This window comes from Acinetobacter sp. USHLN143 (assembly GCF_037145695.1).
GTDB lineage: Bacteria > Pseudomonadota > Gammaproteobacteria > Pseudomonadales > Moraxellaceae > Acinetobacter > Acinetobacter fasciculus.
The window spans coordinates 39577-62470 of the sequence record NZ_JBBCWZ010000009.1 but is presented as its reverse complement, the minus strand read 5'-3'; the positions used below and the strand labels follow the sequence as shown (position 1 = coordinate 62470).

At 42.3% G+C, this 22894-nt stretch carries 28 protein-coding genes and 1 other RNA gene; 15 read left to right on the top strand and 14 right to left on the bottom strand.

Annotation, left to right across the window (positions count from 1 at the left end; all coding sequences use genetic code 11):
• The 8 genes from WFH18_RS04525 (at position 1) to lpxA (ending at position 8889) form a co-directional block, all read left to right on the top strand.
• Positions 1 to 825: a phosphatidate cytidylyltransferase gene (locus WFH18_RS04525; RefSeq protein WP_004279883.1), complete on the top strand. Its 825-nt coding sequence runs from the start codon at positions 1 to 3 to the stop codon at positions 823 to 825.
• Positions 826 to 2022, top strand: a complete 1197-nt coding sequence (gene ispC, locus WFH18_RS04520) for a 1-deoxy-D-xylulose-5-phosphate reductoisomerase (protein ID WP_004279882.1) — start codon at positions 826 to 828, stop codon at positions 2020 to 2022.
• Positions 2023 to 2025: 3 nt separating this feature from the next.
• The gene (gene rseP, locus WFH18_RS04515) at positions 2026 to 3381 is read left to right on the top strand and encodes an RIP metalloprotease RseP (protein WP_085064675.1); all 1356 of its coding nucleotides are present in this window, start codon (positions 2026 to 2028) and stop codon (positions 3379 to 3381) included.
• Between the two features lie 39 nt (positions 3382 to 3420).
• Positions 3421 to 5961 (top strand): outer membrane protein assembly factor BamA, encoded by a 2541-nt coding sequence (gene bamA, locus WFH18_RS04510; protein ID WP_005263059.1) that lies wholly within the window; start codon positions 3421 to 3423, stop codon positions 5959 to 5961.
• Positions 5962 to 6041: 80 nt separating this feature from the next.
• On the top strand, positions 6042 to 6539 hold the full coding sequence (locus tag WFH18_RS04505) for an OmpH family outer membrane protein (protein ID WP_004646720.1): 498 nt from the start codon (positions 6042 to 6044) through the stop codon (positions 6537 to 6539).
• A 3-nt stretch (positions 6540 to 6542) separates the two neighbouring features.
• The gene (gene lpxD / locus WFH18_RS04500; RefSeq protein WP_004646721.1) at positions 6543 to 7613 is read left to right on the top strand and encodes a UDP-3-O-(3-hydroxymyristoyl)glucosamine N-acyltransferase; all 1071 of its coding nucleotides are present in this window, start codon (positions 6543 to 6545) and stop codon (positions 7611 to 7613) included.
• 5 nt (positions 7614 to 7618) lie between these two features.
• Positions 7619 to 8104, top strand: a complete 486-nt coding sequence (gene fabZ / locus WFH18_RS04495; RefSeq protein WP_026055766.1) for a 3-hydroxyacyl-ACP dehydratase FabZ — start codon at positions 7619 to 7621, stop codon at positions 8102 to 8104.
• Entirely contained in the window at positions 8101 to 8889 is a 789-nt protein-coding gene (gene lpxA / locus WFH18_RS04490) for an acyl-ACP--UDP-N-acetylglucosamine O-acyltransferase (RefSeq protein ID WP_004279876.1), read from the top strand. The genes fabZ and lpxA overlap by 4 nt, the downstream gene beginning before the upstream one ends.
• 60 nt (positions 8890 to 8949) lie before the next feature.
• Here lpxA and WFH18_RS04485 read toward each other — a convergent pair whose 3' ends face one another.
• Entirely contained in the window at positions 8950 to 9747 is a 798-nt protein-coding gene (locus WFH18_RS04485; RefSeq protein ID WP_004646724.1) for a YbgF trimerization domain-containing protein, read from the bottom strand.
• A gap of 294 nt (positions 9748 to 10041) precedes the next feature.
• Between WFH18_RS04485 and ffs the strand changes: the two genes are divergently transcribed.
• An RNA gene (gene ffs / locus WFH18_RS04480) (signal recognition particle sRNA small type) lies at positions 10042 to 10138 on the top strand.
• Between the two features lie 213 nt (positions 10139 to 10351).
• Here the strand turns inward: ffs and WFH18_RS04475 are convergent.
• The 4 genes from WFH18_RS04475 to WFH18_RS04460 all read right to left on the bottom strand — a co-directional run bounded on the left by WFH18_RS04475 (position 10352) and on the right by WFH18_RS04460 (position 13357).
• The gene (locus WFH18_RS04475) at positions 10352 to 10969 is read right to left on the bottom strand and encodes a regulatory protein RecX (protein WP_004646725.1); all 618 of its coding nucleotides are present in this window, start codon (positions 10967 to 10969) and stop codon (positions 10352 to 10354) included.
• Between the two features lie 91 nt (positions 10970 to 11060).
• Positions 11061 to 12104: a recombinase RecA gene (gene recA / locus WFH18_RS04470; RefSeq protein ID WP_004279873.1), complete on the bottom strand. Its 1044-nt coding sequence runs from the start codon at positions 12102 to 12104 to the stop codon at positions 11061 to 11063.
• A 145-nt stretch (positions 12105 to 12249) separates the two neighbouring features.
• A complete protein-coding gene (locus tag WFH18_RS04465; RefSeq protein WP_004646726.1) occupies positions 12250 to 12690 on the bottom strand; it encodes an RNA-binding S4 domain-containing protein in 441 nt (146 codons plus the stop codon).
• Positions 12683 to 13357 (bottom strand): HAD-IA family hydrolase, encoded by a 675-nt coding sequence (locus tag WFH18_RS04460; protein WP_153566339.1) that lies wholly within the window; start codon positions 13355 to 13357, stop codon positions 12683 to 12685. The genes WFH18_RS04465 and WFH18_RS04460 overlap by 8 nt, the downstream gene beginning before the upstream one ends.
• Positions 13358 to 13578: 221 nt before the next feature.
• Between WFH18_RS04460 and WFH18_RS04455 the strand changes: the two genes are divergently transcribed.
• Positions 13579 to 14880: a tyrosine-type recombinase/integrase gene (locus WFH18_RS04455; protein ID WP_336754654.1), complete on the top strand. Its 1302-nt coding sequence runs from the start codon at positions 13579 to 13581 to the stop codon at positions 14878 to 14880.
• Here the strand turns inward: WFH18_RS04455 and WFH18_RS04450 are convergent.
• The 9 genes from WFH18_RS04450 to WFH18_RS04410 all read right to left on the bottom strand — a co-directional run bounded on the left by WFH18_RS04450 (position 14790) and on the right by WFH18_RS04410 (position 20196).
• A complete protein-coding gene (locus WFH18_RS04450; protein ID WP_005251506.1) occupies positions 14790 to 15011 on the bottom strand; it encodes a hypothetical protein in 222 nt (73 codons plus the stop codon). The two genes, WFH18_RS04455 and WFH18_RS04450, sit on opposite strands and share 91 nt — an antisense overlap.
• A 120-nt stretch (positions 15012 to 15131) precedes the next feature.
• Positions 15132 to 15563, bottom strand: a complete 432-nt coding sequence (locus tag WFH18_RS04445; RefSeq protein WP_336754653.1) for a hypothetical protein — start codon at positions 15561 to 15563, stop codon at positions 15132 to 15134.
• Positions 15560 to 15784, bottom strand: a complete 225-nt coding sequence (locus tag WFH18_RS04440; RefSeq protein WP_336754652.1) for a hypothetical protein — start codon at positions 15782 to 15784, stop codon at positions 15560 to 15562. The genes WFH18_RS04445 and WFH18_RS04440 overlap by 4 nt, the downstream gene beginning before the upstream one ends.
• A 45-nt stretch (positions 15785 to 15829) precedes the next feature.
• Positions 15830 to 17272, bottom strand: a complete 1443-nt coding sequence (locus WFH18_RS04435; RefSeq protein WP_336754651.1) for a recombinase RecT — start codon at positions 17270 to 17272, stop codon at positions 15830 to 15832.
• A 28-nt stretch (positions 17273 to 17300) separates the two neighbouring features.
• Positions 17301 to 18119, bottom strand: coding sequence for a RecB family exonuclease (locus WFH18_RS04430; RefSeq protein WP_336754650.1), 819 nt, complete (start codon positions 18117 to 18119; stop codon positions 17301 to 17303).
• Positions 18120 to 18123: 4 nt separating this feature from the next.
• The gene (locus WFH18_RS04425) at positions 18124 to 18399 is read right to left on the bottom strand and encodes a hypothetical protein (RefSeq protein WP_336754649.1); all 276 of its coding nucleotides are present in this window, start codon (positions 18397 to 18399) and stop codon (positions 18124 to 18126) included.
• A complete protein-coding gene (locus WFH18_RS04420; protein ID WP_336754648.1) occupies positions 18396 to 18638 on the bottom strand; it encodes a hypothetical protein in 243 nt (80 codons plus the stop codon). Before WFH18_RS04420 ends, WFH18_RS04425 begins: the two co-directional genes overlap by 4 nt.
• Positions 18639 to 18956: 318 nt before the next feature.
• Positions 18957 to 19322, bottom strand: a complete 366-nt coding sequence (locus tag WFH18_RS04415) for a hypothetical protein (protein ID WP_336754647.1) — start codon at positions 19320 to 19322, stop codon at positions 18957 to 18959.
• 193 nt (positions 19323 to 19515) lie between these two features.
• Entirely contained in the window at positions 19516 to 20196 is a 681-nt protein-coding gene (locus tag WFH18_RS04410; protein ID WP_044110183.1) for a LexA family protein, read from the bottom strand.
• A 90-nt stretch (positions 20197 to 20286) separates the two neighbouring features.
• Between WFH18_RS04410 and WFH18_RS04405 the strand changes: the two genes are divergently transcribed.
• From WFH18_RS04405 to WFH18_RS04385, 5 genes are all read left to right on the top strand, one after another.
• Positions 20287 to 20508 (top strand): Cro/CI family transcriptional regulator, encoded by a 222-nt coding sequence (locus WFH18_RS04405; RefSeq protein WP_064096023.1) that lies wholly within the window; start codon positions 20287 to 20289, stop codon positions 20506 to 20508.
• Positions 20509 to 20518: 10 nt separating this feature from the next.
• Positions 20519 to 20827, top strand: coding sequence for a hypothetical protein (locus tag WFH18_RS04400; protein ID WP_005251533.1), 309 nt, complete (start codon positions 20519 to 20521; stop codon positions 20825 to 20827).
• A 116-nt stretch (positions 20828 to 20943) separates the two neighbouring features.
• Positions 20944 to 21774: a hypothetical protein gene (locus tag WFH18_RS04395; protein WP_336754646.1), complete on the top strand. Its 831-nt coding sequence runs from the start codon at positions 20944 to 20946 to the stop codon at positions 21772 to 21774.
• Positions 21771 to 22370 carry a restriction endonuclease gene (locus tag WFH18_RS04390; protein ID WP_336754645.1) on the top strand — a complete coding sequence of 200 codons (600 nt, stop codon included), beginning with the start codon at positions 21771 to 21773 and terminating at the stop codon, positions 22368 to 22370. The genes WFH18_RS04395 and WFH18_RS04390 overlap by 4 nt, the downstream gene beginning before the upstream one ends.
• Complete coding sequence (locus WFH18_RS04385; RefSeq protein WP_005266567.1) at positions 22367 to 22879, top strand: RusA family crossover junction endodeoxyribonuclease; 513 nt, start codon at positions 22367 to 22369, stop codon at positions 22877 to 22879. The genes WFH18_RS04390 and WFH18_RS04385 overlap by 4 nt, the downstream gene beginning before the upstream one ends.
• Positions 22880 to 22894 lie beyond the last annotated feature (15 nt).

Below are 22894 nucleotides of genomic sequence, written 5' to 3'. Positions count from 1 at the left end.
ATGTTTGAGCGGATTATAACCGCATTGGTGTTGGTAGCAGTTGTACTGAGCTGTATGTTTGCTACCGAATCACATTATCCAATGTTTGTATTGATGGTTCTTGCTGCTGGGGTGGCCGGCTATGAGTGGTTCAAACTCATGCCGCGAAAATTTAAACATGTCATCAAACCTGTTGCTTGGGGATATGGAGTGCTCACTGCGGCACTTTCAGCTTTGGCATTGTATTTTGCCGAAGTTGCCTTATTGTTATGGGTAGCTTCTATAATTACCTGGTTGCTCAGTATTTACTGGGTTAAAACCTATCCTGAATATGATGGCTGGTACAACGCCAGCCTGCACGGAATCGGCGTAGTTCTGATCTCTGCTGCGGTTACTGCAATTTTCTCTGTCTGGCAAAGTTCACCGTGGTGGCTGATGTACCTGTTTTTACTGGTATGGGGCGCAGATAGTGGTGCATATTTTGTGGGTCGTAAATTTGGCAAGAAAAAGCTGGCGCCGAATGTTAGTCCTAATAAATCCGTAGAAGGGCTGTATGGCGGTATCGTTACTTCAATGCTGATCGTGACGGCAGTTGCCTTGCTTTATCTGGATATGACTTGGCCAGAACTGATTTTATTTCTGATTCTATCTGTCGTTACAGTATTTAGTTCGGTACTGGGTGACCTGTTTGAATCCATGATCAAACGTCGTGCCGGTATTAAGGATTCAGGTCGAATTTTGCCAGGACATGGCGGAGTACTGGATCGTATTGATTCTTTGCTTGCTGCAGCTCCAATCTTTGCAGCAGGTATGGCTGTTTTAAAACTTATTGGTGTAGATTTATAAATGTCACAAGCAGTTTGTATACTGGGTGCTACAGGTTCCATTGGTCAAAGTACTTTAAAAATCTTGCAGCGACATCCTGAAGCATACTCGGTTTTTGCTGTGACCGCGCAAAGTCGTATTGATGAGCTGGTCGAAATTTGCCAGCAATACCGTCCTAAAGTGGCGGTGGTACCGGCTGAAAAAGTAGATGAACTTTCAAAACTACTTCAGCAACATCATTTATCTGATATTGAAATTCTGCAAGATGAAGCCGGTTTAATTGCTGTGGCTGAACACGCGGATGTTGATATCGTCATGGCGGCAATCGTTGGTGCAGCAGGCTTGTTGCCGACACTGGCTGCAGTGAAAGCGGGTAAGCGCGTACTGCTGGCCAATAAAGAAGCTTTGGTGATGTCAGGTGACATCATGATGCAGGCAGCGCGCGATCATGGGGCATTACTGCTTCCCGTGGATTCCGAACACAATGCGATTTTCCAATGTCTGCCACAGCATTATTTTGAAGCAGAGCGTCATGGCAAGCCCAAACTGGGTGTGTCCCAGATTCTACTGACCGCTTCAGGTGGCCCATTTCTGAACCACAGCATGCAGCAACTTGAAGAGGTCACACCTGCCCAAGCTTGCAAGCATCCTAACTGGTCCATGGGTCAAAAAATTTCAGTCGATTCTGCTACCTTAATGAATAAAGGTTTAGAATTGATCGAAGCCTGTCATTTGTTTGCAGTTCAAGAACAATTTGTTACAGTTGTTGTGCATCCACAGAGTATTATTCACTCCATGGTTCAATACGTTGATGGTTCGACTTTGGCACAAATGGGTAATCCGGATATGGGCACGCCTATTGCACATGCATTGGCATGGCCTGAGCGTATCAGTACGCATGTGGCACCACTGGATCTGTTTATGCATTCACAACTTAATTTTCAAGAACCGGACATGCTCCGTTTCCCTGCATTAAAATTGGCCCGTCAGGCCATGCAGAGTGGCGGAATTGCACCTACGATTTTAAATGCGGCCAATGAAATTGCAGTTGCTGCATTTTTAAATCAACAGATCAGATTTACCCAAATTCCTCAGGTAGCTGAGCACGTCCTGAATCAGATGGACAATCAACCTGCACATGATCTGGAGGCTATCTTGCAAGCAGATCAAATGGCACGAGGTTTATCACAGCAATACGTTGTGAATAAAGGAAGTTAAGATATGAATGCCTTGTTTATGATTGCCGCTGCAATTCTCTTACTCGGTCCCTTAATTGCGATTCACGAGTTCGGTCACTATATTGTGGCGCGTAAACTGGGCGTTAAAGTATTGGTCTATTCGATTGGATTTGGGCCAACATTATTAAAATGGACCTCGAAAAAATCCGGAATTCAGTATCAGTTGTCTGCCTTACCTTTGGGTGGCTATGTCAAGATGCTGGATGAGCGTGAAGGTAATGTCGCTGAAGAGGACTTACCCAAAGCTTTCAATCGTCAGCATCCGTGGAAGCGGATTGCCATCGTGGCAGCGGGTCCATTCATCAACCTGATTTTTGCAGTTCTTCTATTTTGGGTGTTATTTTTACCAGCTCAAGAACAGCTCAATACCCGGGTAGGCAAAGTTTTACCAAATACACCTGCTGCAACAGTACAAATGCAGCCGGGCGACAAAATTATAGCTGTGGATGGTACTCAGGTAGAAACTTGGGAAAAACTCAGTTATGCCTTGGTGGATCGTGTTGGTGAAACTGGCGTGGTTTCTATTCAGGCAGATCGTGCTGGTGAAAACAAACTGTTCCAGTTGCCGATTCAAAACTATTTAAAAGATCAAAGTCAATCGCCACTTGAAAGTTTGGGTTTCTTGCCTTATCGGCCAGAAATTCCGGCTGTAATTAGCAAACTGAGTGAAGATGGTGCAGCCATCCGTCAAGGTTTGAAAGAAGGTGACAAGATTCTGGCTATTGACGGCGTTCAGATGAAAGACTGGTTTGATGTGGTGCAGGTGGTACAGGCATCTCCAGAAAAATTACTCAAAATGGATGTTTTACGCGAAAATAAGGTGGTTCAGCTAGAAGTCATGCCGCAAGGCAAACGTGACAATATGGGCAATGTGACCGGTATGCTGGGTGTACACAGTGATCCGGGTAAAATGACCATTCCTGCAGAATATAAACAGACCATTCATTACACGCCAGGTGAAGCGTTGGTAATGGCATTTGATAAAACAGCACATTTATCTTCGATGATTCTGAACTCGATTGTCAAAATGGTACGCGGTCTGATTGGTCTGGATAATTTATCAGGTCCAATTACCATTGCCAAAGTGGCAGGACAAAGCGCAGAAATGGGCTGGGAAACTTTTATTTCCTTTATGGCGCTAATGAGTGTAAGTTTAGGAATATTAAATCTACTGCCTATTCCAATGCTTGATGGCGGACATCTGGTTTACTATTTTGTTGAATTAATTCGTGGTAAACCTGTTTCCGAACAAATACAATTGGTTGGGTTAAAAATTGGTATGGTACTGCTCGGCAGTATGATGCTTCTGGCATTATTTAATGATTTTATGCGTTTATAACAACGTAAATGGAATAAATTAACAGCGGAAAAGACTGGCATGCAGCACACACATTTATTTATGCCTCTGGCACTCGTTAGTGCAATGGCAGTAGCACAACAAGTATATGCAGCAGATGAATTCATTGTACAAGATATAAAATTTGATGGATTAGTACGTTTAACTCCTGACAATGTGTATGGCCTAGTGCCAATTAACAGTGGTGATCGGGTCAATGATCCAATCATTGCCAATGCAATTCGTAGCATGTATGCATCAGGCCTATTTGATGACATTAAAGCCGTGCAGCAAGGCAATACTTTGGTTTTCCAAGTTGTTGAACGCCCGGTCATTTCAAAAATCGAATTGAAAGGCAATAAGTTGATTCCTAAGGAAGCACTTGAGGAAGGCCTGAAAAAAATGGGTCTGGCTGAAGGTGAAGTGCTGAAAAAATCAGCGCTGCAAACTATTGAAACTGAACTTGAACAGCAATACATGCAGCAAGGTCGTTATGATGCCGATATTACGGTCACCACGACGCCTCGACCAAATAACCGTGTTGAATTGCTAATTGATTTTATTGAAGGTAAAGCGGCCAAAGTTTTTGATATCAATATTATCGGGAATACCGTATTTAAAGAATCTGATATCAAGCAGGCCTTTGCAGTAAAAGAAAGTGGCTGGAGTTCAGTCATTTCGCGTAATGACCGTTATGCACGTGAAAAGATGGCGGCAAGTCTTGAAGCTTTGCGTGCCATGTATCTGAATCGCGGTTACATCAACTTTAATATTACCAATTCCAGTCTGAACTTGAGTGAAGATAAAAAAAATGTTTTTATCGAAGTTTCTGTGGATGAAGGCGAGCAATTTAAATTTGGTCAAACCAAATACTTAGGTGATGCGCTTTATAAGACTGAAGAATTGCAGGCTTTACAAATCTTCAAAGAAGGCGAAATTTATTCGCAGGAAAAAGTTAATGCGGTTAAGCAATTATTACAGCGTAAGTATGGTAATGCAGGCTACTACTATGCAGAAGTCAACATCGTTCCTCAAATTAACAACGAAACCAAACTGGTTGATCTAAATTACTATATTAATCCAGGTCAGCAAGTCACAGTACGACGTATTAATTTCACTGGTAATACTAAAACTGCAGATGAAGTACTACGTCGTGAAATGCGCCAAATGGAAGGTGCGCTTGCCAGTAATGAAAAAATTGACCTGTCTAAGGTTCGTCTGGAACGTACCGGTTTCTTTAAAACTGTCGATATCAAACCTGCACGTATTCCGGGTGCACCAGATCAGGTGGACTTGAATGTTGCTGTTGAAGAGCAGCATTCAGGGACCAGTACTCTTGCAGTTGGTTTCTCGCAAAGCGGTGGTGTAACTTTCCAGGCAGGTTTAAGTCAGACCAACTTCCTGGGTACAGGTAATAGTGTCTCAATCGATTTGTCGCGTTCTGAAACGCAAGATTACTATAACTTGAGCGTGATGGATCCGTACTTCACTATTGATGGTGTACGTCGCGGCTATAATATGTACTACCGTAAAACCAAGCTGGATGATGACTATAACGTCAACAACTATGTAACGGATAGTTTTGGTGGTGGGATTAACTTTGGTTATCCAATTGATGAAAACCAGAGTGTCAGCTTGGGTCTAAACGTCGATCAGACTGAAGTAACTACTGGTCCATATGTATCGACTTATGTACGGGATTATTTATTAGCTAATGGTGGTAAAAGTACTAGAGATGGTGCCTACTGTCCAAAAGACAGCGCTGGTAACTCACAATTAACTGTACCTATTTATGGACAAGATGGTACTACAGTAATTGGTTATGACTGCGCAGTGCCACAAATTACTTATGGAAATGAATTTAAAGGTGATTTCTTGACTTATAACCTGAATCTGGGTTGGTCTTATAATACCTTAAACCGTCCAATGTTCCCGACAACGGGCATGTCACACCGTGTTAATGCAGAAATTGCCTTGCCGGGTAGTGATGTGGAATATCAAAAAGTCACTTATGATGCGCAAGCTTTCTTCCCATTAGGTAAAGATTTTGTTCTGCGTGGATATGGTAAGTTGGGCTATGGTAATGACCTACCATTCTATAAGAATTTCTACGCTGGTGGTTATGGTTCAGTCCGTGGTTATGAAAACAGTACCTTAGGCCCTAAATATCCAGGTGTAACTTATAATGAATCACGAGAACAAGACTTTGGTCCAGAAGAAGTGGGTGGTAATGCCTTAGTCCAGTTTGGTACAGAATTAGTGCTTCCTGTGCCATTTAAAGGAGATTGGGCACGTCAGGTTCGCCCGGTACTTTTTGCAGAGGGAGCACAAGTTTTTGATACTCAGTGTGATGTGCCTCGCGGAAATTTATATCTCAATCCACAAAATACTGATGTAAATGCGAAGCAATACTGTAAAGATAACTTTGGTTTTGATGCAGGCAATATGCGTTATAGCGTAGGCGCAGGTTTCACCTGGATTACCATGATTGGGCCATTATCACTTAGCTATGCATACCCATTGAATGATAAAGATGGGGATGATACTCAAAATATCCAGTTTGAAATTGGACGTACTTTCTAAAATCGTTTTGACCTAGAAACTAAATTTTGCTCATAAAGCCTGCAGGTTTTGTGAGCAAATTTTTTTGAATGAGTAAGAATATGAAAAAAATGATTATGGCAATGAGCCTGGCTTTGGCAAGTGTTGCACCTTTAACTCAAGCGGCCAGTATGGGGGTAATTGACTTGGAGCGTGTGGTTGAAGGTAGTACTTATCTGAAACAACAAAACACGATATTCCAGCAAAAAATTCAGCCACAAACCACTAAGATTGAGCAACTCAGCAAAGAGCTGGAAACTTTGCAGCAACGTGCTCAATCCAATACCAAGCTCAGTGAGACTGAAAAACAGAAAATGTCTGTGCAATATCAGGCTAAGTTGCAAGAATTGAATCAGTTACAGCAATCTGTACAGACGAATGTCCAAAGCTCGATTCAGCAGATCCGAATTGTATTTGATGCACGGGTAAAGCAAATTGCTGAACAATTGCGTAGAGAAAACAACCTGGATGTGGTTTTAAATAAAAATTCAGCGCTTGCTTATGATGCTAAATATGATTTAACTGATAAAATGATTCAAAAGGTTAATGCAATTAAATAATCAATGAATCATCAACAGCTTCAGTTAGCTGATCTCGCTCGCCTGGTTCAGGGCGAGTGCATAGGTCAGACAGATTTACGTTTGAGCGCTTTGGCCAGTCTTGAACAGGCAACTTCACACGATCTGGCATTTGTGAATGCCGATAAATATGTAGAGCAGGCCAATCAAAGTCAGGCAGGTGCTTTAATTGTCACGGCTGAACTAAAACAACAGATAACTTCACATCAAAACTTTATTGTTGTGGCAAATCCCTATCTGGCTTTTGCGATTCTGACGCATGTCTTTGAGAAAAAACATCGCCAGCGTGGCATTGAGAGTACTGCTCAAATTCACCCGTCGGCAGTGATTGCGGACGATGCTTATATTGGTCATTACGTGGTGATTGGTGAGCATTGTGTCGTGGGTGCGAATACGATTGTTCAGGCGCATGTGCAGATCGATGATGATGTCGAGATCGGTCAGGACTGTTTTATTGACTCACATGTGACCCTCACCGGCGCAGCAAAAATTGGTAATCGGGTGCGCATTCATGCCAATAGCGTGATTGGTAGCGAAGGGTTTGGTTTTGCACCTTATCAGGGTAAATGGCACCGTATTGCGCAATTAGGTTCTGTATGCATTGAGGATGATGTGCGTATTGGGTCAAATTGTAGCGTAGACCGTGGTGCACTGGATGATACGATTTTGCAACAGGGTGTGATCATTGATAATCTTGTGCAAATCGCACATAACGTTAAAATTGGTGCACATACCGCGATTGCTGCAAAAACTGCCGTTGCAGGAAGTGTTTCAATTGGCAAAAACTGTATCATTGGTGGTGCCTCTGCGATTTCTGGACACTTGAATATTGCTGATAATGTGACGTTGACCGGAATGTCAATGGTGACAAATAATATTTCTGAAGCTGGAAAATATTCATCCGGGATTGGTCTGTTTGAAAATCAGAAATGGAAACGTACCGTGGTTCGCCTCAGACAATTAGCAGATGTGCCATTGACCCAGGTGATCAAACGACTAGATCATATGCAATCTCAGATTGAGTCCATTGAATCAACATTTAAGTTGCGTAAATAATTATGATGACAGAGTCGAATTTGCCTACATTCACGAAGCCTGAATTGCCAATGAATATTCAAAAGATTCGTGAATATTTGCCCCATCGCTATCCATTTTTATTGGTTGATCGCGTCGTCGAAATTACCGATAATGGCATTGTTGGTTATAAAAACGTCTCAATTAATGAAGAGTTTTTACAAGGCCATTTTCCGAATTATCCAATTATGCCAGGTGTACTGATTGTTGAGGCACTGGCACAAATCTCTGGAATTCTGGGTTTTGTGATGAATAACGAAGTACCAAGTGAAGGTTCTTTGTTCCTGTTTGCCGGTGCGGAAAAAGTTAGATTTAAAAAACAGGTGGTTGCAGGTGACCAATTGGTTTTAAAATCTGAATTAGTGATGCAAAAGCGGGGCATTTACAAATATAATTGTATTGCCACTGTAGATGGCGTCGTCGCAACAACCGCGGAAATTATGGTTTCGCATCAAAAAGTCGAGCAGGCATGAGCAATAATCCCCTTATTCATCCAACTGCCATTATTGACCCGTCAGCAGTCATTGCTGCTGATGTAGAAATTGGCCCATATTGTATTATCGGGCCAAATGTCACTATTGGTGCGGGTAGCAAACTTCATTCACACGTGGTGGTGGGTGGCTATACGCGTATAGGTGAATATAATGAAATTTTCCAGTTCGCCAGTGTAGGCGAGGTGTGTCAGGATCTTAAGTATGCTGGTGAAGAAACCTGGCTTGAGATTGGCGATCACAACAAGATTCGTGAGCATTGCAGTCTGCATCGTGGTACGGTTCAGGACCAGAGCCTGACCAAGATCGGTAGTCATAACCTGCTCATGGTCAATACTCATATTGCACATGACTGTATGGTTGGAGATTATAATATCTTTGCCAATAACGTCGGTGTGGCTGGACATGTCCATGTCGGGGACTACGTCGTCATTGGCGGAAACTCGGGCATTCATCAGTTCTGTAAGATTGATTCTTATAGCATGATTGGTGGTGCATCACTGATTTTGAAAGATGTGCCGGCTTATGTGATGGTTTCAGGTAATCCTGCGCATGCATTTGCCATGAATATTGAAGGCATGCGTCGTAAAGGCTGGTCGAAGACCGTAATCAGCGGTTTACGTGATGCCTTTAAACTGATTTATAAATCAGGTTTAACGACTCAGGAAGCAATCGAGCAGATCCGTACAGGAATTTTGCCGGAAGTGGCTGAAGTACAACGTCTAATTGACTCTCTTGAACAGTCGAAGCGCGGCATTGTGCGCTAAATGTTTGAGGTAATAAAAAAGACACCTGAAGGTGTCTTTTTTATTTTGGGAATTTCTATTTTACTTAAGAAATTTAATTTCCTCAGCTTTCGGATAATTCTTCAATAGCTTTGTTTTGTATTGCGATGCAAGCGTAGTATTCTTTTCAACATCTTTGCTGATGTTATAAAGCTGATACAGGGCAGTGGAGGCTTTTGCAGAATTTGGGTAACGGTCAACGACAATCAGATAATTACGTTTCGCTTCAGTAAATTTTGGCGGGTCAATCGCCAGATTGAATTCCGCTAACCAGAAATAGGCATTGCTGATATAAACGCTATTCGGATTGTTTTTAATAAAGTTTTGCATCGGTGCAATGGCTTTGGCTGCACCGCCATTTTTATAAGCATCTAAAGCCACGGTATAAGCTGCCTTTTCTAGCTCAGCAGGTTGCTTTCCGCTGCTTGCTGTATTGACCTTATTTGTGTTTAGGCTGGGTGCAGTATCCTGTGGGTTTTCCTCCGTTGGATTGTCTTCAGCAGGTTCAATTTTTTGCTGCAATAGTTCGAGACGCTGATCGAGATCGGCATAACGATTGGTCAGTTCATTTTTGAGCCGTTCAATCTCATTTTCCTGTTCTTCCATTTTACCGCGCAAAATCCGCAAGTCATTTTCGAGCTGCTGGTTCTTTTGCATGATTTGCCAGCTGGTATTGGTTTGAACTGCTGGAGTTGCACCAGCCGCAATTGCCGCTGGGGTATTTACTGCGGTTTGATTCGTAGCTTGGCTCAAGCCGCGCGATTCAATCGGAATATTGGCAAATAGAGGCGTGGTAAAGAGTGCTGTCACTGCACACAATACGGTCTTTTTAAACATCATAAAATTTCCATAATTCTTTGTGAGATGCGGATCCGCTGCTCATCTTTTCAAAGTAGATCATTCATATACATTGCACACATTAAAAACGGCATTTTTAGAAAATGCAACAAGGTTTTACAAAGATCATGTGAATCTGAGTGTTGATGGATTGATTGTGAAGATCCCTTAAAAATCAGCAGAAATATCAATATTGTTTTTAAAATAATCAAACGGATAGCTTAAGGGATTATTTTGCGGAACAAGGCTTGCAACTTGATTAAAAATCTCTATACTCTGTTTTTGTAATGGTAGCCCTGCTGGTTACTTCGCAATTGTACTCTATGAACCCCGCCAGGACCGGAAGGTAGCAACGGTAATAGAACTATGATGTGCCGGAGCTTTGCTGGTAGGGTTGCCACCATATTCTTATTATAATAACAATGCGAATTCGCAGTTTTCTATTCTCAAATATCATTTTTTTTCAATATCGTCAAACAGCATTATCTTATTGTTTTAATGATTAAATCATCATTATCTTTTGCCGTGCTTTATTTTATTTTCCAACTAATATTAGATTAAATATCCAATCCTTTTAATTCATTAAGACTTTCAAAGAATATAAGACTTAGTCTTCTGCTTTACGGTTAATGGCCTTGATAATCGCATCCATTTCAAAACCACGATACATTAAAAAACGGATCTGTTTGGCTTTGAGCTTGGGGTCTTTAGGAACTTCGGTGCCATATTTTTTGACTTTTAGTTCATAGGCTTGTTGAACCCAGTCGGTTTCTTTGAGTTCTTCTGAAATCAGAGCAGTATCAATCTTTTTGCTCTTGAGTTTCATTTTAATTTGATTGGGACCTTTGCCTTTACGCTTTTGACTCGACAACATGGTTTCCGCCACACGCTGATCACTTTGATAGTTCTCACGGGACAGTTCTTCAACCAGGTTAATAACTTCATCACGATGCTCTGCATAGAGGGCTAGTTTCTCTATCAGTTCGGCTTTGGAATATTCCTTGCGCGTCAGTACGGCAAAGGCATAAGAACGTAAGCGTGAGCCTGTCAGTCCCGGTTTCTTCTCATCCTGAGTTGGGGTAGAGGAAAACAAACGTTCTTCAGGATCAAATTCAGGAGCGTCTTGGATCGCACTTTTTGCAGGTTGAGCTTGATCTTCAGTATCACCAAATTGCTGTTTTAAAGTTTCATAATCGAGCAGTTTGCTGAATTTCGCGTCTGACATGATTCTCTCGGATTTTAGATTCCCTATATAATAACAAAACGCCCCGGAGGGCGCTGTGTATTGACGTTTAAAGATGATGCATCTAATAAGATCATGCATCTAAAAAGTCAGGTTCTTCCTTGCTATCGTCTTCTTCAACAACCACTGCTTTAGTCAGAAGCTGGTCACGAATCAGTTTTTCAATCGTCTGAGCCATTTCTTTATGCTCTTCCAGATAACGGATGGTGTTGTTCTTACCCTGGCCAATTTTGTCGCCTTGATAAGAATACCACGCACCAGCTTTCTGCACGATTTCTTGCTGTACAGCAAGGTCGATCAATTCACCTAGATGGTTAACACCTTTGCCATAAAGAATCTGGAATAAAGCTTCTTTAAACGGAGGCGCCATTTTGTTTTTCACGACTTTGACTTTGGTTTCAGAACCAACAATCTCGTCACCTTCTTTCACTTGGCCGATACGACGGATGTCCAAGCGAACAGAGGCATAGAATTTCAGTGCGTTACCACCAGTTGTGGTTTCAGGGCTACCAAACATGACACCAATCTTCATACGAATCTGGTTAATGAAGATCACCATACAGTTGGAACGCTTGGCATTACCAGTAATTTTACGCAGTGCCTGGCTCATTAAACGGGCTTGCAGACCCATATGCGAGTCACCCATTTCGCCTTCAATTTCAGCGCGCGGAGTCAATGCAGCAACAGAGTCGACAACGATCATGTCGATCGCGCCAGAGCGTACCAGCATGTCTGCGATTTCAAGTGCCTGTTCACCGTGATCCGGTTGCGATACCAGCAGGTTGTCAATATCTACGCCCAGTTTGCGCGCATATTGAGGATCAAGTGCATGTTCCGCATCGATGAATGCACACGTACCGCCTGCTTTCTGACACTCTGCAATTGCTTGCAGGGTCATTGTGGTTTTACCTGAAGATTCAGGACCATAGATCTCGACGATACGACCTTTAGGTAAACCACCAATACCGAGTGCAATATCCAGCGTTAAAGAGCCTGTAGACACAGCTTCAACTGCCTGAACGGTATTGTCACCAAGACGCATAACTGTATTTTTACCAAACTGTTTTTCAATCTGGCTTAAGGCAGCGTTGAGCGCCTTGTTTTTATTCTCATCCATCTTACAACCTCAATACGATGTCACTAAGTTAGTACTCAAGTGGATGTCTTAAATTAGAGCTTTGTTCCACAGGTGTATAGTGACAGAATTTTCCCTAGTGTTCTATAAAAGTCAGCGCATGTACGACATATTCTGACGCTTAAATTTAATCGTCATTATAGGACCATGACTGATCGAAATTCTGACTATTTTCATTTTTAAATCTACTGATATCACGACGATCCTTCTTGCTTGGACGATGGTCGGGACGAGCTAGATTATGTAACTTTCTTTGTGATGTAATCAATTCCCGGCGTGCAATACTGACTTCGGTTTCTTCATACAGTTTTTGTGCCACGGGTGCAGGTCCACGAACATCAGAAAGTTCCTTAACCAGCACGGTTTTTTTGTCGATGCCTTGCTGAATCGTCAGTTCCATACCAACACGGACTTCGCGCGATACCTTGACACGTTCACCATTGTGATGGACTTTGCCACCTTCAATCGCATGTTTGGCAATCGAGCGGGTTTTAAAAAACCGTGCTGCCCACAGCCATTTGTCTATACGCATGCCTACCGCATCTTCGGGTAAAGACGATTTACGCATATTTTTTTTCTACCTCAGCCTGATTTAAATGAGTGATTAAATCTGTTAATTGGTGCAGCATCGGGTAATTACAAGTCTGACGTGCTACTTTGGCTGAAGAGGGCTGCTGGATGCTGAACAGGTTCTGAATGCCATAGGCTTGAGCCCCATTCAGGACTTTTTCAGTATCATCAATAAAATAAGCATGTGCAGGGTCAAATGGATGCAACGCATTCAGGCCTTGCCAGAACTCGATAAATTCTTTGGCATGTCCGATCGTTTCTGAACTGACAATCACATCGAAATAATCTCTTAAATTCAAATGATCCAGTTTAAATGCTAGACCCGCACAGTCAGCATTGGTGGCCAGCCAGATGGGATAGCCATTATTTTTAAGATAATCGAGCAATTCGAGACAATGCGGGCGTAAGGCCACTTTATCTTTATGTTCAATTTGCATCGCCAGAACATCGACTTCGACTTTAGCCGTCCAGAAGCGTGAAGAGTACCAGTTTAAGGTATGATTATGTTCCTGATAGAATGCATAGAGTGTCGCCTGGCTGTGTTCCAGGCTACAGCCATGTGTGGCAGCATAACGCACAGGCAATAACTCGTTCCAGATGAAATCATCGTAGGCAAGATCAAGTAAAGTGCCATCCATATCGAAAATTATAGTCGGCTTTTGCATTCAAGATTCTCCAAAGTTTTTCAAAGTTCAACAAAGCATACAGAAAAGCTTTAGATTCAATAGAATTACTCAATTTTCGCGTTTATTAACGACAATCAAATAATTTCAAAGTTCAACAAAGTCATTTACCTTTCAAGAAAAAATATGTACATATGTGTGTACATAATTTCGCTCTGCCTGAATATGTACAGAGTATAGAACATTTGGACTGGAAAATTTAAATGGCTTTAAGTGACAGTTGGCTCAAATCCAACAATGGGAAACCGCGTGAAAAAGTTGAGGTGGTGACGGATCGTGATGGCCTGTCAGTTCGAATTACACCTAAAGGCAAGATCGTCTTTCAATATCGCTATCGTTTTGGCGGTAAGGCAAAAAGACTGGACTTAGGGACCTATCCTTTACTCAGTCTAAAAGATGCCCGGATACAGGTGCATAAATATAAAGCTGAGCTAGACCAGGGCAAGGATCCGATGCAACTTAAACTGAAAGGGGAAAGCGACTATCTGAAGCAGCTCACCGTTAAAGACATTTGCGATCTTTGGTTTAATACGGTGGCCATTCATAAAGTCTCATATAAGGATGATTATCGTGCCTTCGAGTTGCACGTTTATCCGCGTATAGGTAGACGGATCTGTGATGACGTGTCGCTGCAAGAATGGTCACAATTACTTTTTGATATTGCTGCAGATGCTAAAACCGTATCGATCAAGGTGCTGGGCAATTTAAGAATGATCATGCGCTGGGGATGCATTCACGGAAAATTACAGCATCAGCCTATTCAACATTTAAGAGCAGCCGACCTAAACGTAAAGAAAGTAAAGCGCTCACGTTATCTTTCAGAACAGGAAATATTCTGGGTGGTGCATGCTTCACTGCGATCCAATGCCATATCACCAAAAAACAAAGCCATTATCATCATGCTGCTGTTCTTTGGTTGTCGTGTTTCAGAATTAAGGCTGGCCAAGAAGTCTGATTTTGATTTTCAGGAAATGATCTGGCACGTACCACCAGAGAATCATAAGATGGGGGATCGTACCCATAAACCGATTATCCGGCCCATCATTCCGCAGATTGTGCCATTTTTAAAATATGTGTTTTCACTATCACCAGATAGCTGTGAATATGCTTTCCCGAACTTAAAAGGCAAAGCCTATACCATGCTGGCTAAAAGCTTTCAGACCACTATACCGGTATATGTGAATGAGAATGTGCGTAAACGTTTTGGTGTGGAGATCCAGCACTGGACCACACATGATTTACGAAGAACAATGAGAACGCATATATCAGAACTGGCACCGCCGCATATTTGTGAAATTATGCTTGGCCATGGTTTACCTGCAGTGTGGGGGACTTATGATTTACACGAGTATTTAGATGATCAGGCGCAGGCGTATGAAAAGTGGTTCTTCAAGCTCTGCGCCATATTGGACAATTACGAGCGCTTTGATATCAAAGGCTGTATTTCAAGTGATTCAAGCAATCCGTTGTCTCTTTCCCAGGCATCCACGGCTTTGATCCCGTAACGGCTGCTTGAGCGCCCATGTGCTTTGATCACTGGTTCAGGAAAATCCTTTTTATTACGCCAGTTGATCAAAGTGCCTTTTGTTACCCCATAACGCTTCAGTAACTCAGGCGTTGAGATATATAAAACCATCAAGACACCTCCTTTGAAACCTTCAAATATTCCGCTTTAGCAGCTGCCCAATTCGCTGCATTGTATGGGCTTAAACCTTGTTCTTTGCACCAGTTGGTACACCAGAGGAATTGAGCATCATCAAAGATCATTGGCTGGCTCCTTTGGATCTTCACCTAGTACAGACCAGTGAGTGATTTTTTGCTGAATTAATGCTTCACCACCAATCGGACAAGAAAACCCAAAACCGCTCTCCCAGTCAGCTGCTATCTGCTCACCATCTATGAAAATTTGATAACGACCATCTATTCGTGGTGATCGTTTTTCATATTCGATCCATTCCGGCACCGCTTGGGCCTTAGCTTCCTGAGCTTTCACACCTAAACAGTAGGCATAGAATAAGTGAGGCTTCATTACTTCCCACTGACACTTGATAGAATTAGCTACCATAAACCCAAGTGTTTTGACATCTTCTTTAAATGCTCCTTCGACTGTATTGTCGATAGCTTTGTCAAATTCTGGTCTTAATGCACTATCCATTTGAGCCAATATTTCTTCTTTAATATCCATCATGCCAATTCCTCTAAAAATTCTTTTCCGTATTCCAGGTACTGACCTAAGAACGTTTTAAATACCGGCTGACATGGTTTATTCATTTTCAGGCCGATGATTTCAATCTGTTTGTGCCTCAGCTTCCAGGCTGTTAGATGATCGCCTTTGCTAACGCCACGGTATCCATTTCTAACCAGCCAGTTTTTAAACGGATTCAATAAATTTAATGGGATAACTTTCATAATTTATTCCTGTAGACCACACCCGAAGGTGTGGCCAGATCCGTGTTAGTTGCTTTGGAACATATCGAACTGATCTTCGATCAATTTCTTTTTCTGCGCGTAGGCTTGCAGTAATTCCTGTTGATGCTCATTGGTCAAATTCGGCTTAGCTGCATTCATTTGCTGTGCAACTTGTCGAATGTCTTCACCGTTCTTGGCATCAGAGATCAGGAGGGTAAGACCATTTTTAACTGACCCACTTTTGATCGGGTCTACAGCGGGCGCTTGTGATGTTTCAAACTTGGTGCGTACTTGCTCAATGTTCGCCTGCAGGTACTGGAAGTCTGTTTGCGTCAAAGCATTGTCATTCTCGATCTGTTCTTCGATGTCCAGAATGTCGGCCAGTGATTTCGCCGTATTTAAGGCTTTGGCATATTCCTTTTTCATTTCCGCAGAACTAGGTTGTTTCTTTTGCTGTACCAATGCTTCGGCTTCTTGCTGCAGGCGCTTCAACTCATCAACGCTTAACACCCCATCTCCGACATCATTTGATGTTTGACTTTGGACATTTTCAGCTTGTTGAGCCGGCGGAATATCTTCTACTGGTGCTTCAACTTCCTGTGTAAAAGTCTTGGTTTGAGTTTGACGTGAGCGCTTTGGTTTTTCTTCTGCAGGTGCATCTGTGGCAACTTCTTTCACAACGTTCTGCTTAATGCTGTCCACGGTTTGTGGTGCTGTATTCACTGGCTCAGGCGTAATATCAATGATTGATTCCATTTCTTCTTCCTGAGTGCGTAAGCCCATTAGAAGATCTGGCGCATAGATACGACCGAAGAATGAAGCAGCACGATAGCGAAGCATCTGTTCAGGCATTGATTGCCACTTAGATCCATTCTTTTGATACCAGCCTTCTTTTACAGCCATTTCCATGGTGATAGGAGTAGATTCCAGACGTTCACCAGTCGCTTTTTCTACAACCCAAGCCACACACTTGTAATTCTTAACGCGAGCAGTTTGATTTGATTCTACTGGTTCTTTTTTCTTAGTAGCTTGGTTATAAACCCACTCAGTCACAGCATATGGAATTTCCACTTCTTCCTCACCGCCAGTAATATCAAAGCGTAAAGGGCTATAACGACCACTACTATTGATTGCAGCAATAATGAACTGGCTTGACCAGCTCGGACGACCGTCCACCAGGTAAAGGTTTTGCATGATCATCATTGGATCTGCACCTAAACGCTGAGCCATATTCAAGGCAATAATGCAGTTAGATACGCCGTTTGGGTTTGCTTCAGGACGGAATAACCATTTTTTAGCCTGCTGGTCGTAGCGATCTTTAACCATGATTGTGTTGCGGAACGCTTCTGGAATAATCGTACTGTTGGCCAGACTTTCAGCCATGTGATGCATAGCCTGGAAGCCACGATAAGTATTAAAGTTTGCTTCAACATTTTCAGGTTTACGTTGAGCGCGAAGTTGTTCAGTTGTCATTACTTGAGAAGTCATTGTGTTATTCCTTATTTCTAAAAATTAATTACTTACGAAATTTGCAGGTAGCGTACGCAGGGCAGAACTTTTCATTGCAGAGCATGGATTTAGAGTTGCCGTAAAACGTACCGTGTTTAATAATTTTGGCCGCGTGGTGCAGTAGTCCTGGATCTTCTTCAGTACCCAGGAGTACTTCTGCAGGTGATTCAATTTCACCAATACCCACGTGCTGACCTTTATCTGTTTTGCCAGTGGTCAGGCCATAAATACGGGCAGGTGCGGTTACCGGTTCCTGTAGAGCATGTGCAGCAAGTACGGTGTAAATTCCCATTTGCGGCGCATGGCCAACAGTTTTCACTACGCCGTCACTGCCCACAGCAGCCTTGCCGGTTTTGATATCAGAGATACCTAATTCACCATCTTCATTTTCATAAATGCGGTCGATGGTGCCAGTAAGTTCAATGCCTAGATCTGCAAGAATCAAAGATTCACAACGTACTTCCACACCAATGAAGTTCTGAGTAGGTGCAATATGGGTGATGTACTTATGCATCAGTGACTGGCCAATTGATTCAGCGTCATTTTGATTCAGATCAGACCAATCCACTTCTTCATTCGGTTGCCAGATCTGGTGATGCAAAATTTCTTCGCATTCTTCCAGGCTAACTTCCTCACCGATTAAGTTCAGGTGATCCCATTGGGTTACAGCTTCATGAATTGCGGCACCCAGGCGAGTGCGTGCACCAGCTGGATTGCGTTTGTTTAAAAGATTCTTTGCTTCCCAACGTGCAGGGCAATCAAACAGATCGCCTAGCGATGAGGCACGGATTGAAATAATCCGGGTAGGGTTAACATAAGCGTTCATGAAGTTACCCCGCAGTAATCCGGCCAGTTCTTAAAACAAAGATCAGATGGCCAGCTGTTAAAAAATGAAGATTGCTTACATCAAGCCCATGCTGTTCCTTAATAGCTTTGATGAGTTCCTGCTTGGTGCTGTACACACTATCGACTGAACCTTTTTCACGCTCAGCAATCATTGCATCGGCTTGCTTGTAAGCTAGTTCAGCCACTTTATCTTCAGTGCGACCCATCATTATTAGGGCTGGCATCGCAGCCATGGCGAATTGATCGCGTAGATCTATCATTTAGCACCTCCAACAGACGTGCTAATGGCTTCCACCTGACGCTCAGATTCTTTGTCTGCCTGGTGAATGAACATTGCGGATAAGCCCACAAGAATTGAAAGGACCAAAGACCATGCAGCGACATTTGAAGCGACTTCTTTCGCTACAGATTTAGGTTCTGGGTGCTGGTACAAACGCTCAGACGTTTGGCTTGATTGGCCGAACTCTGGCAGGTTGCTTTGAATAGGATTTTGTTTCATACTTATCTCGCTATATGCAAGCCCGCTAGATTTCCAGTCCCTGCGGGCTTTTTTGTTTTTACCAGTTGGTGATAACCGCAATAACTTCGCCACAATGAACAACCTTAATTTCGCCATCACACACGATCAGGCTTGTGTGATTGGTGCCAGTTGCTAAGGTTTTAAATTGATTCATGGGCGTTCTCGGTTTATTAGGTACAAGACAAATATTAGGCAATCCTAATAAATAAGTAAATAGGTATTCCTAATTTTTTTAGATTTATTTTTCGGTAGGTGTAAAAAAACCGCCCTAATGGCGGTTTAAATATTTAGTGTCTTTTATCGAGATCTACACATATCTCCTTTGTATCTATAGCTCTCAACAACATCATCTACGAGTTTAAACTCCAAACTACACCACATGGTATGGGGAACTGAAGTTCTAGTGTTAATCAAATACCCATTCACTACTGACGTATCTGATTTAGAGCTTGATACTGTTTGACTTTGATTGTACTCAAGGATTTCAAAGTTACTAATAGTATATTCTCTATCTGGGATTCCCATTTCCTCAATCAGCTGTGCTTTGTTTAAACCTTTCTTTGCATCCATTCTTGCTTCAAACTTGGCAACTGTTACGCAAGCCGTTAGGAGAGAGAAAAAGGCGAGTACAATAGGTAAAATTAATAGTTTTCTTAATTTCATTAAACAAACCCTATCCACTCAAGAAGCCAATAAAGAGGCCATATTTGAGCTAAAAAAATATTAAGTGGAATTAAGATGATCCAATTCCACCAATTGTAATTCGTATCAAAGAACATCAAGTAAATTAGTGTTGGAATGCTTCCAGCCTGCCAAATCCAAAAAAATAACTTGCCCTTGTCCATTTTATTCCCTTTTATTTATAACTCCGCTCATGGCGCACCATCACACCAATGATCGATATTTTATGGTCTCTTGAAGATATTGTTGGATAGTCTGGATTTAATGGAACTAGCTCAAATTCTTCACGTCCATATTCATCATACCCAATTACCCGGTATTTTTTGAAAGTGGCTTCATAGGATCCATTCTGAGCAATAACAAATGAACCGGGTTGTGGTGCTAAAGATGCATCAATTACAAGTGAATCACCTGGTAAAAATTCAGGTGCCATACTCATTCCTTCAACCGTCAAACCAAAGACATCAGAAGGTTTTGCACTTTGATAAGTCGTATAGGTTCTATCTTTAGGATTGATTCCGTCATATTCAACGGTTCCAAATAGACCAGCTTGAACAAAGTCCAAAACAGGAATTTCCATAACTGGCAGGTTATTAAAACTTACGTTACTGAACTCAGATTTTATTTCTTCATCAGTAGGTTTGCCGATACCAGTAGCTAACCATTTTGAATTTACCTTTAGGAATTGGGCTGCACGAATCAGGTTCGGGCCTTCCATATTTTTCGATTTACCAGAAAGCCAATCACTAACAGATGGTGGCTTTACCCCAACGGCGCGTGCAAGTTCGACCCCCTTAACTTTCTTAGGTGGTAAAACTTCCATGGCATATTTAAGACGTTCAGCAAGTGTTTTCATTAGGAAATCCTAACACGAAATAAATTAGGTATTCCTATTGAATAAAAATAAGGAATGCCTAATAATTGGATAATTATTTAGGAGAACAACATGAATGATGCACAGCTTATAGAAGCTCTTGGTGGACCAGCTGCCGTTGCTCGATTACTTGGGATCAGAGTTCCATCAGTGAGCGGATGGAAGAAAATCCCCACTGAAAGAAAAATCCGACTTGCTGTTATTGCTGAAGATCGTGGTCTTTCGACAAGAAAAGAACTTTTTCCAGACACCTATCAAGATATTTGGATTGAACTGCGCGATAAGGCTGTGTGAGGTAGAAAGCATGTCTGAAAAATTAACTGAAAGCATCACATTCAAATGCACGTATGAAGAGAAACGTGATTTGGAAGCTATTGCTAGATCTGAAAACAAAACTCTGTCTGAGCACATTAGAAGTTTAGGCATATCAAATATTTCTGAAGTTCGGGAACGTTTAAATAATCTCGCATCTCTTATGCGTCTGACCACAGATACCGTAGACACGCCTATTTTTGAATTAACGCCTGAACCATTGATGAAACCTACCGGCACAAAAAATGCCCATCTGCGGGAACAGATGAGCATCTTTGCCATTCACTCAGAAAGTAAATGAGGCATGCAACAAATGTTGAATTTAACACGTATCGGGGAGGTTGTGAAGCTATGAATACTGCACAAGTAATTCCGTTTAAGAAGCCTTCACAACCAGCACAAGGGGCTGGAAAGAACATGTATAGCGATAAGTTCGATCAGGGCTATGTTATGTCTAGTCGCTTGTATCGAAAAGAAGTGTGGCCATTCATTAGTGATGCTGCACGTAACGTCTATGCGGAGCTGGAAAACCGCATTAACGGACATAACAAGGAGTCTGATTTTGTTAGCTATTCACAACTTCAGGGCAGTGATCTACCAGGTGCACGTCAATTGGGCCGTAAAACTGTATCTGCTGGCTTAAAGGAACTTATTAAATACGGCGTTATTAGTGTTGTTGCTAGCGGCAAACAAGGCATGAAGTCTTATCGAATTAATGAGATTTCTATCAAAGATCGGTTCACTAAGGGAACTAGTTCACCTACGACACCAGTTCCACCAGTGAACCAAACTAGTTCACCTACGACACTAGTAACTAGTTCACTAGGGGAACACACAATAGATACTCCTATAGATCCTTTAGAAAATAATAAGAATAAAGCGCCGGCTGAATTTGTTCCTCAGGATCGTGGTGCTTTGAATTTTATTGATTACCACTCTGAAGACTCAAAGTTGTATTCGCTGAAAGATCTTTCTGGGATCTACCCAATCAAACAGGATTTCATGGCGCAAGCAGCTGTGAGCTTTTCAAAGCTGTCACAAGACATCGTACTTGAACAACTCAAAGAGCTGGCGCAATGGTCAGTTGGCCAACCTGAACGCATTTCTCAAAAATGGATGACCACCTGGTTGAACTGGTTACGCAATTACCAACCTGCAAAACCGAAGGCAGAAGCAAAACAACCTAAGGCTGAACAACCAAAACGCCATCGCTATGGCCAAGGTGTAATTCCACGAGGTGAATCATGAGCAATATCCAGTTATTCCAGGACGCATTCGTTGTTGATTTCCCACCTGAGATTGCAGATCAGGTCTTAGGTCGTATGCAAGCGCTGTACGGTGAAATGTTCGATAAGAAATACGGAAATATCAATCCAGCAGAGCTGCAATTCACTGTTTGCACGGTTTTGAACGGTTTGAAACCTGCAGAGTTACATCGTGGTTTAGAGCGTATGAATTCTGAAAAATGGTGTCCATCACTTCCTGAGTTTCGTTCTTGGTGTGTGCATGACGGCGACTGGTGGACAGCTGAACAGGCATGGGCCAAAGCTTTAAATTTTGAAGCAGATCCGGCCAATAAGATCACGACATTGGCCAAACGTGCACTGGATGAAGTACGCCACATACTCAAAACCGAAGGCCAGAAAGCAGCTCATGCAGCGTTCAGAGATATTTACAGCGATTACCTAGACAAAGCCAAGAAATCCGGCCGTGTTCAAGTGATGTACGTACCACCGGTAAAACCAGTAGCGATTGAGCATGACGAAAAGAACCGTAAAGGCGTGCCATGTCCACCTGAATTGGCAGCCATGGTCAAAGGAACGATTAAGCGAGCAACTGCATGACGATACGCATGAGCGAAAAACAGTTAGAAGTTCACTTGAATAAGCACAATTTACGCAAGGAATGCGCGTCAGTGCAATTTAAAAACAAAATTGAAGCAAAGACACATGAAGCAGAACAAAACGCCGTAGACGCGAAACTAGAGCGAAATAGCGCAGGGGGAGAAAAAGTTATTTTAGATTTTAATTTGCCGGCCATTCCTCCATCAGTGAATCACTACTGGAAGAAATCTGGACGTGGTTTCAAGTTGAGTGATGAGGCAAGAGATTTTCATGATCTGGTCAGCATGTTGGTACCGCCAACCAGAACTGCAGCACGGTTAAAACTGGAGGTGACGTTTCATTTTCCAAATCGGTTAAGACGGGATATCGATAATTACTTGAAAGCAACGATTGATAGCCTGGTGAAGTGTGAATTTTGCGTGGATGACGAACAGTTTGATGAGCTGATAGTGCGCCGGGGCAATGTGGTTAAAGGCGGACTACTCAAAATAAAAGTGATGGAAATCTAATGATTATAGGGGTTG

Coding starts and splice junctions, on each gene's coding strand:
- ispC (WP_004279882.1), top strand. CDS start 826: ATGTCACAAGCAGTTTGTATACTGGGTGCTACAGGTTCCATTGGTCAA.
- WFH18_RS04425 (WP_336754649.1), bottom strand. CDS start 18,399: ATGATAGATCTACGCGATCAATTCGCCATGGCTGCGATGCCAGCCCTA.
- WFH18_RS04435 (WP_336754651.1), bottom strand. CDS start 17,272: ATGACTTCTCAAGTAATGACAACTGAACAACTTCGCGCTCAACGTAAA.
- WFH18_RS04415 (WP_336754647.1), bottom strand. CDS start 19,322: ATGAAATTAAGAAAACTATTAATTTTACCTATTGTACTCGCCTTTTTC.
- bamA (WP_005263059.1), top strand. CDS start 3,421: ATGCAGCACACACATTTATTTATGCCTCTGGCACTCGTTAGTGCAATG.
- WFH18_RS04405 (WP_064096023.1), top strand. CDS start 20,287: ATGAATGATGCACAGCTTATAGAAGCTCTTGGTGGACCAGCTGCCGTT.
- WFH18_RS04430 (WP_336754650.1), bottom strand. CDS start 18,119: ATGAACGCTTATGTTAACCCTACCCGGATTATTTCAATCCGTGCCTCA.
- WFH18_RS04420 (WP_336754648.1), bottom strand. CDS start 18,638: ATGAAACAAAATCCTATTCAAAGCAACCTGCCAGAGTTCGGCCAATCA.
- lpxD (WP_004646721.1), top strand. CDS start 6,543: ATGAATCATCAACAGCTTCAGTTAGCTGATCTCGCTCGCCTGGTTCAG.
- WFH18_RS04440 (WP_336754652.1), bottom strand. CDS start 15,784: ATGAAAGTTATCCCATTAAATTTATTGAATCCGTTTAAAAACTGGCTG.
- recA (WP_004279873.1), bottom strand. CDS start 12,104: ATGGATGAGAATAAAAACAAGGCGCTCAACGCTGCCTTAAGCCAGATT.
- WFH18_RS04475 (WP_004646725.1), bottom strand. CDS start 10,969: ATGTCAGACGCGAAATTCAGCAAACTGCTCGATTATGAAACTTTAAAA.
- lpxA (WP_004279876.1), top strand. CDS start 8,101: ATGAGCAATAATCCCCTTATTCATCCAACTGCCATTATTGACCCGTCA.
- WFH18_RS04395 (WP_336754646.1), top strand. CDS start 20,944: ATGTATAGCGATAAGTTCGATCAGGGCTATGTTATGTCTAGTCGCTTG.
- WFH18_RS04385 (WP_005266567.1), top strand. CDS start 22,367: ATGACGATACGCATGAGCGAAAAACAGTTAGAAGTTCACTTGAATAAG.
- WFH18_RS04525 (WP_004279883.1), top strand. CDS start 1: ATGTTTGAGCGGATTATAACCGCATTGGTGTTGGTAGCAGTTGTACTG.
- WFH18_RS04485 (WP_004646724.1), bottom strand. CDS start 9,747: ATGATGTTTAAAAAGACCGTATTGTGTGCAGTGACAGCACTCTTTACC.
- WFH18_RS04455 (WP_336754654.1), top strand. CDS start 13,579: ATGGCTTTAAGTGACAGTTGGCTCAAATCCAACAATGGGAAACCGCGT.
- WFH18_RS04400 (WP_005251533.1), top strand. CDS start 20,519: ATGTCTGAAAAATTAACTGAAAGCATCACATTCAAATGCACGTATGAA.
- WFH18_RS04465 (WP_004646726.1), bottom strand. CDS start 12,690: ATGCGTAAATCGTCTTTACCCGAAGATGCGGTAGGCATGCGTATAGAC.
- fabZ (WP_026055766.1), top strand. CDS start 7,619: ATGACAGAGTCGAATTTGCCTACATTCACGAAGCCTGAATTGCCAATG.
- WFH18_RS04445 (WP_336754653.1), bottom strand. CDS start 15,563: ATGATGGATATTAAAGAAGAAATATTGGCTCAAATGGATAGTGCATTA.
- WFH18_RS04460 (WP_153566339.1), bottom strand. CDS start 13,357: ATGCAAAAGCCGACTATAATTTTCGATATGGATGGCACTTTACTTGAT.
- rseP (WP_085064675.1), top strand. CDS start 2,026: ATGAATGCCTTGTTTATGATTGCCGCTGCAATTCTCTTACTCGGTCCC.
- WFH18_RS04390 (WP_336754645.1), top strand. CDS start 21,771: ATGAGCAATATCCAGTTATTCCAGGACGCATTCGTTGTTGATTTCCCA.
- WFH18_RS04410 (WP_044110183.1), bottom strand. CDS start 20,196: ATGAAAACACTTGCTGAACGTCTTAAATATGCCATGGAAGTTTTACCA.
- WFH18_RS04450 (WP_005251506.1), bottom strand. CDS start 15,011: ATGGTTTTATATATCTCAACGCCTGAGTTACTGAAGCGTTATGGGGTA.
- WFH18_RS04505 (WP_004646720.1), top strand. CDS start 6,042: ATGAAAAAAATGATTATGGCAATGAGCCTGGCTTTGGCAAGTGTTGCA.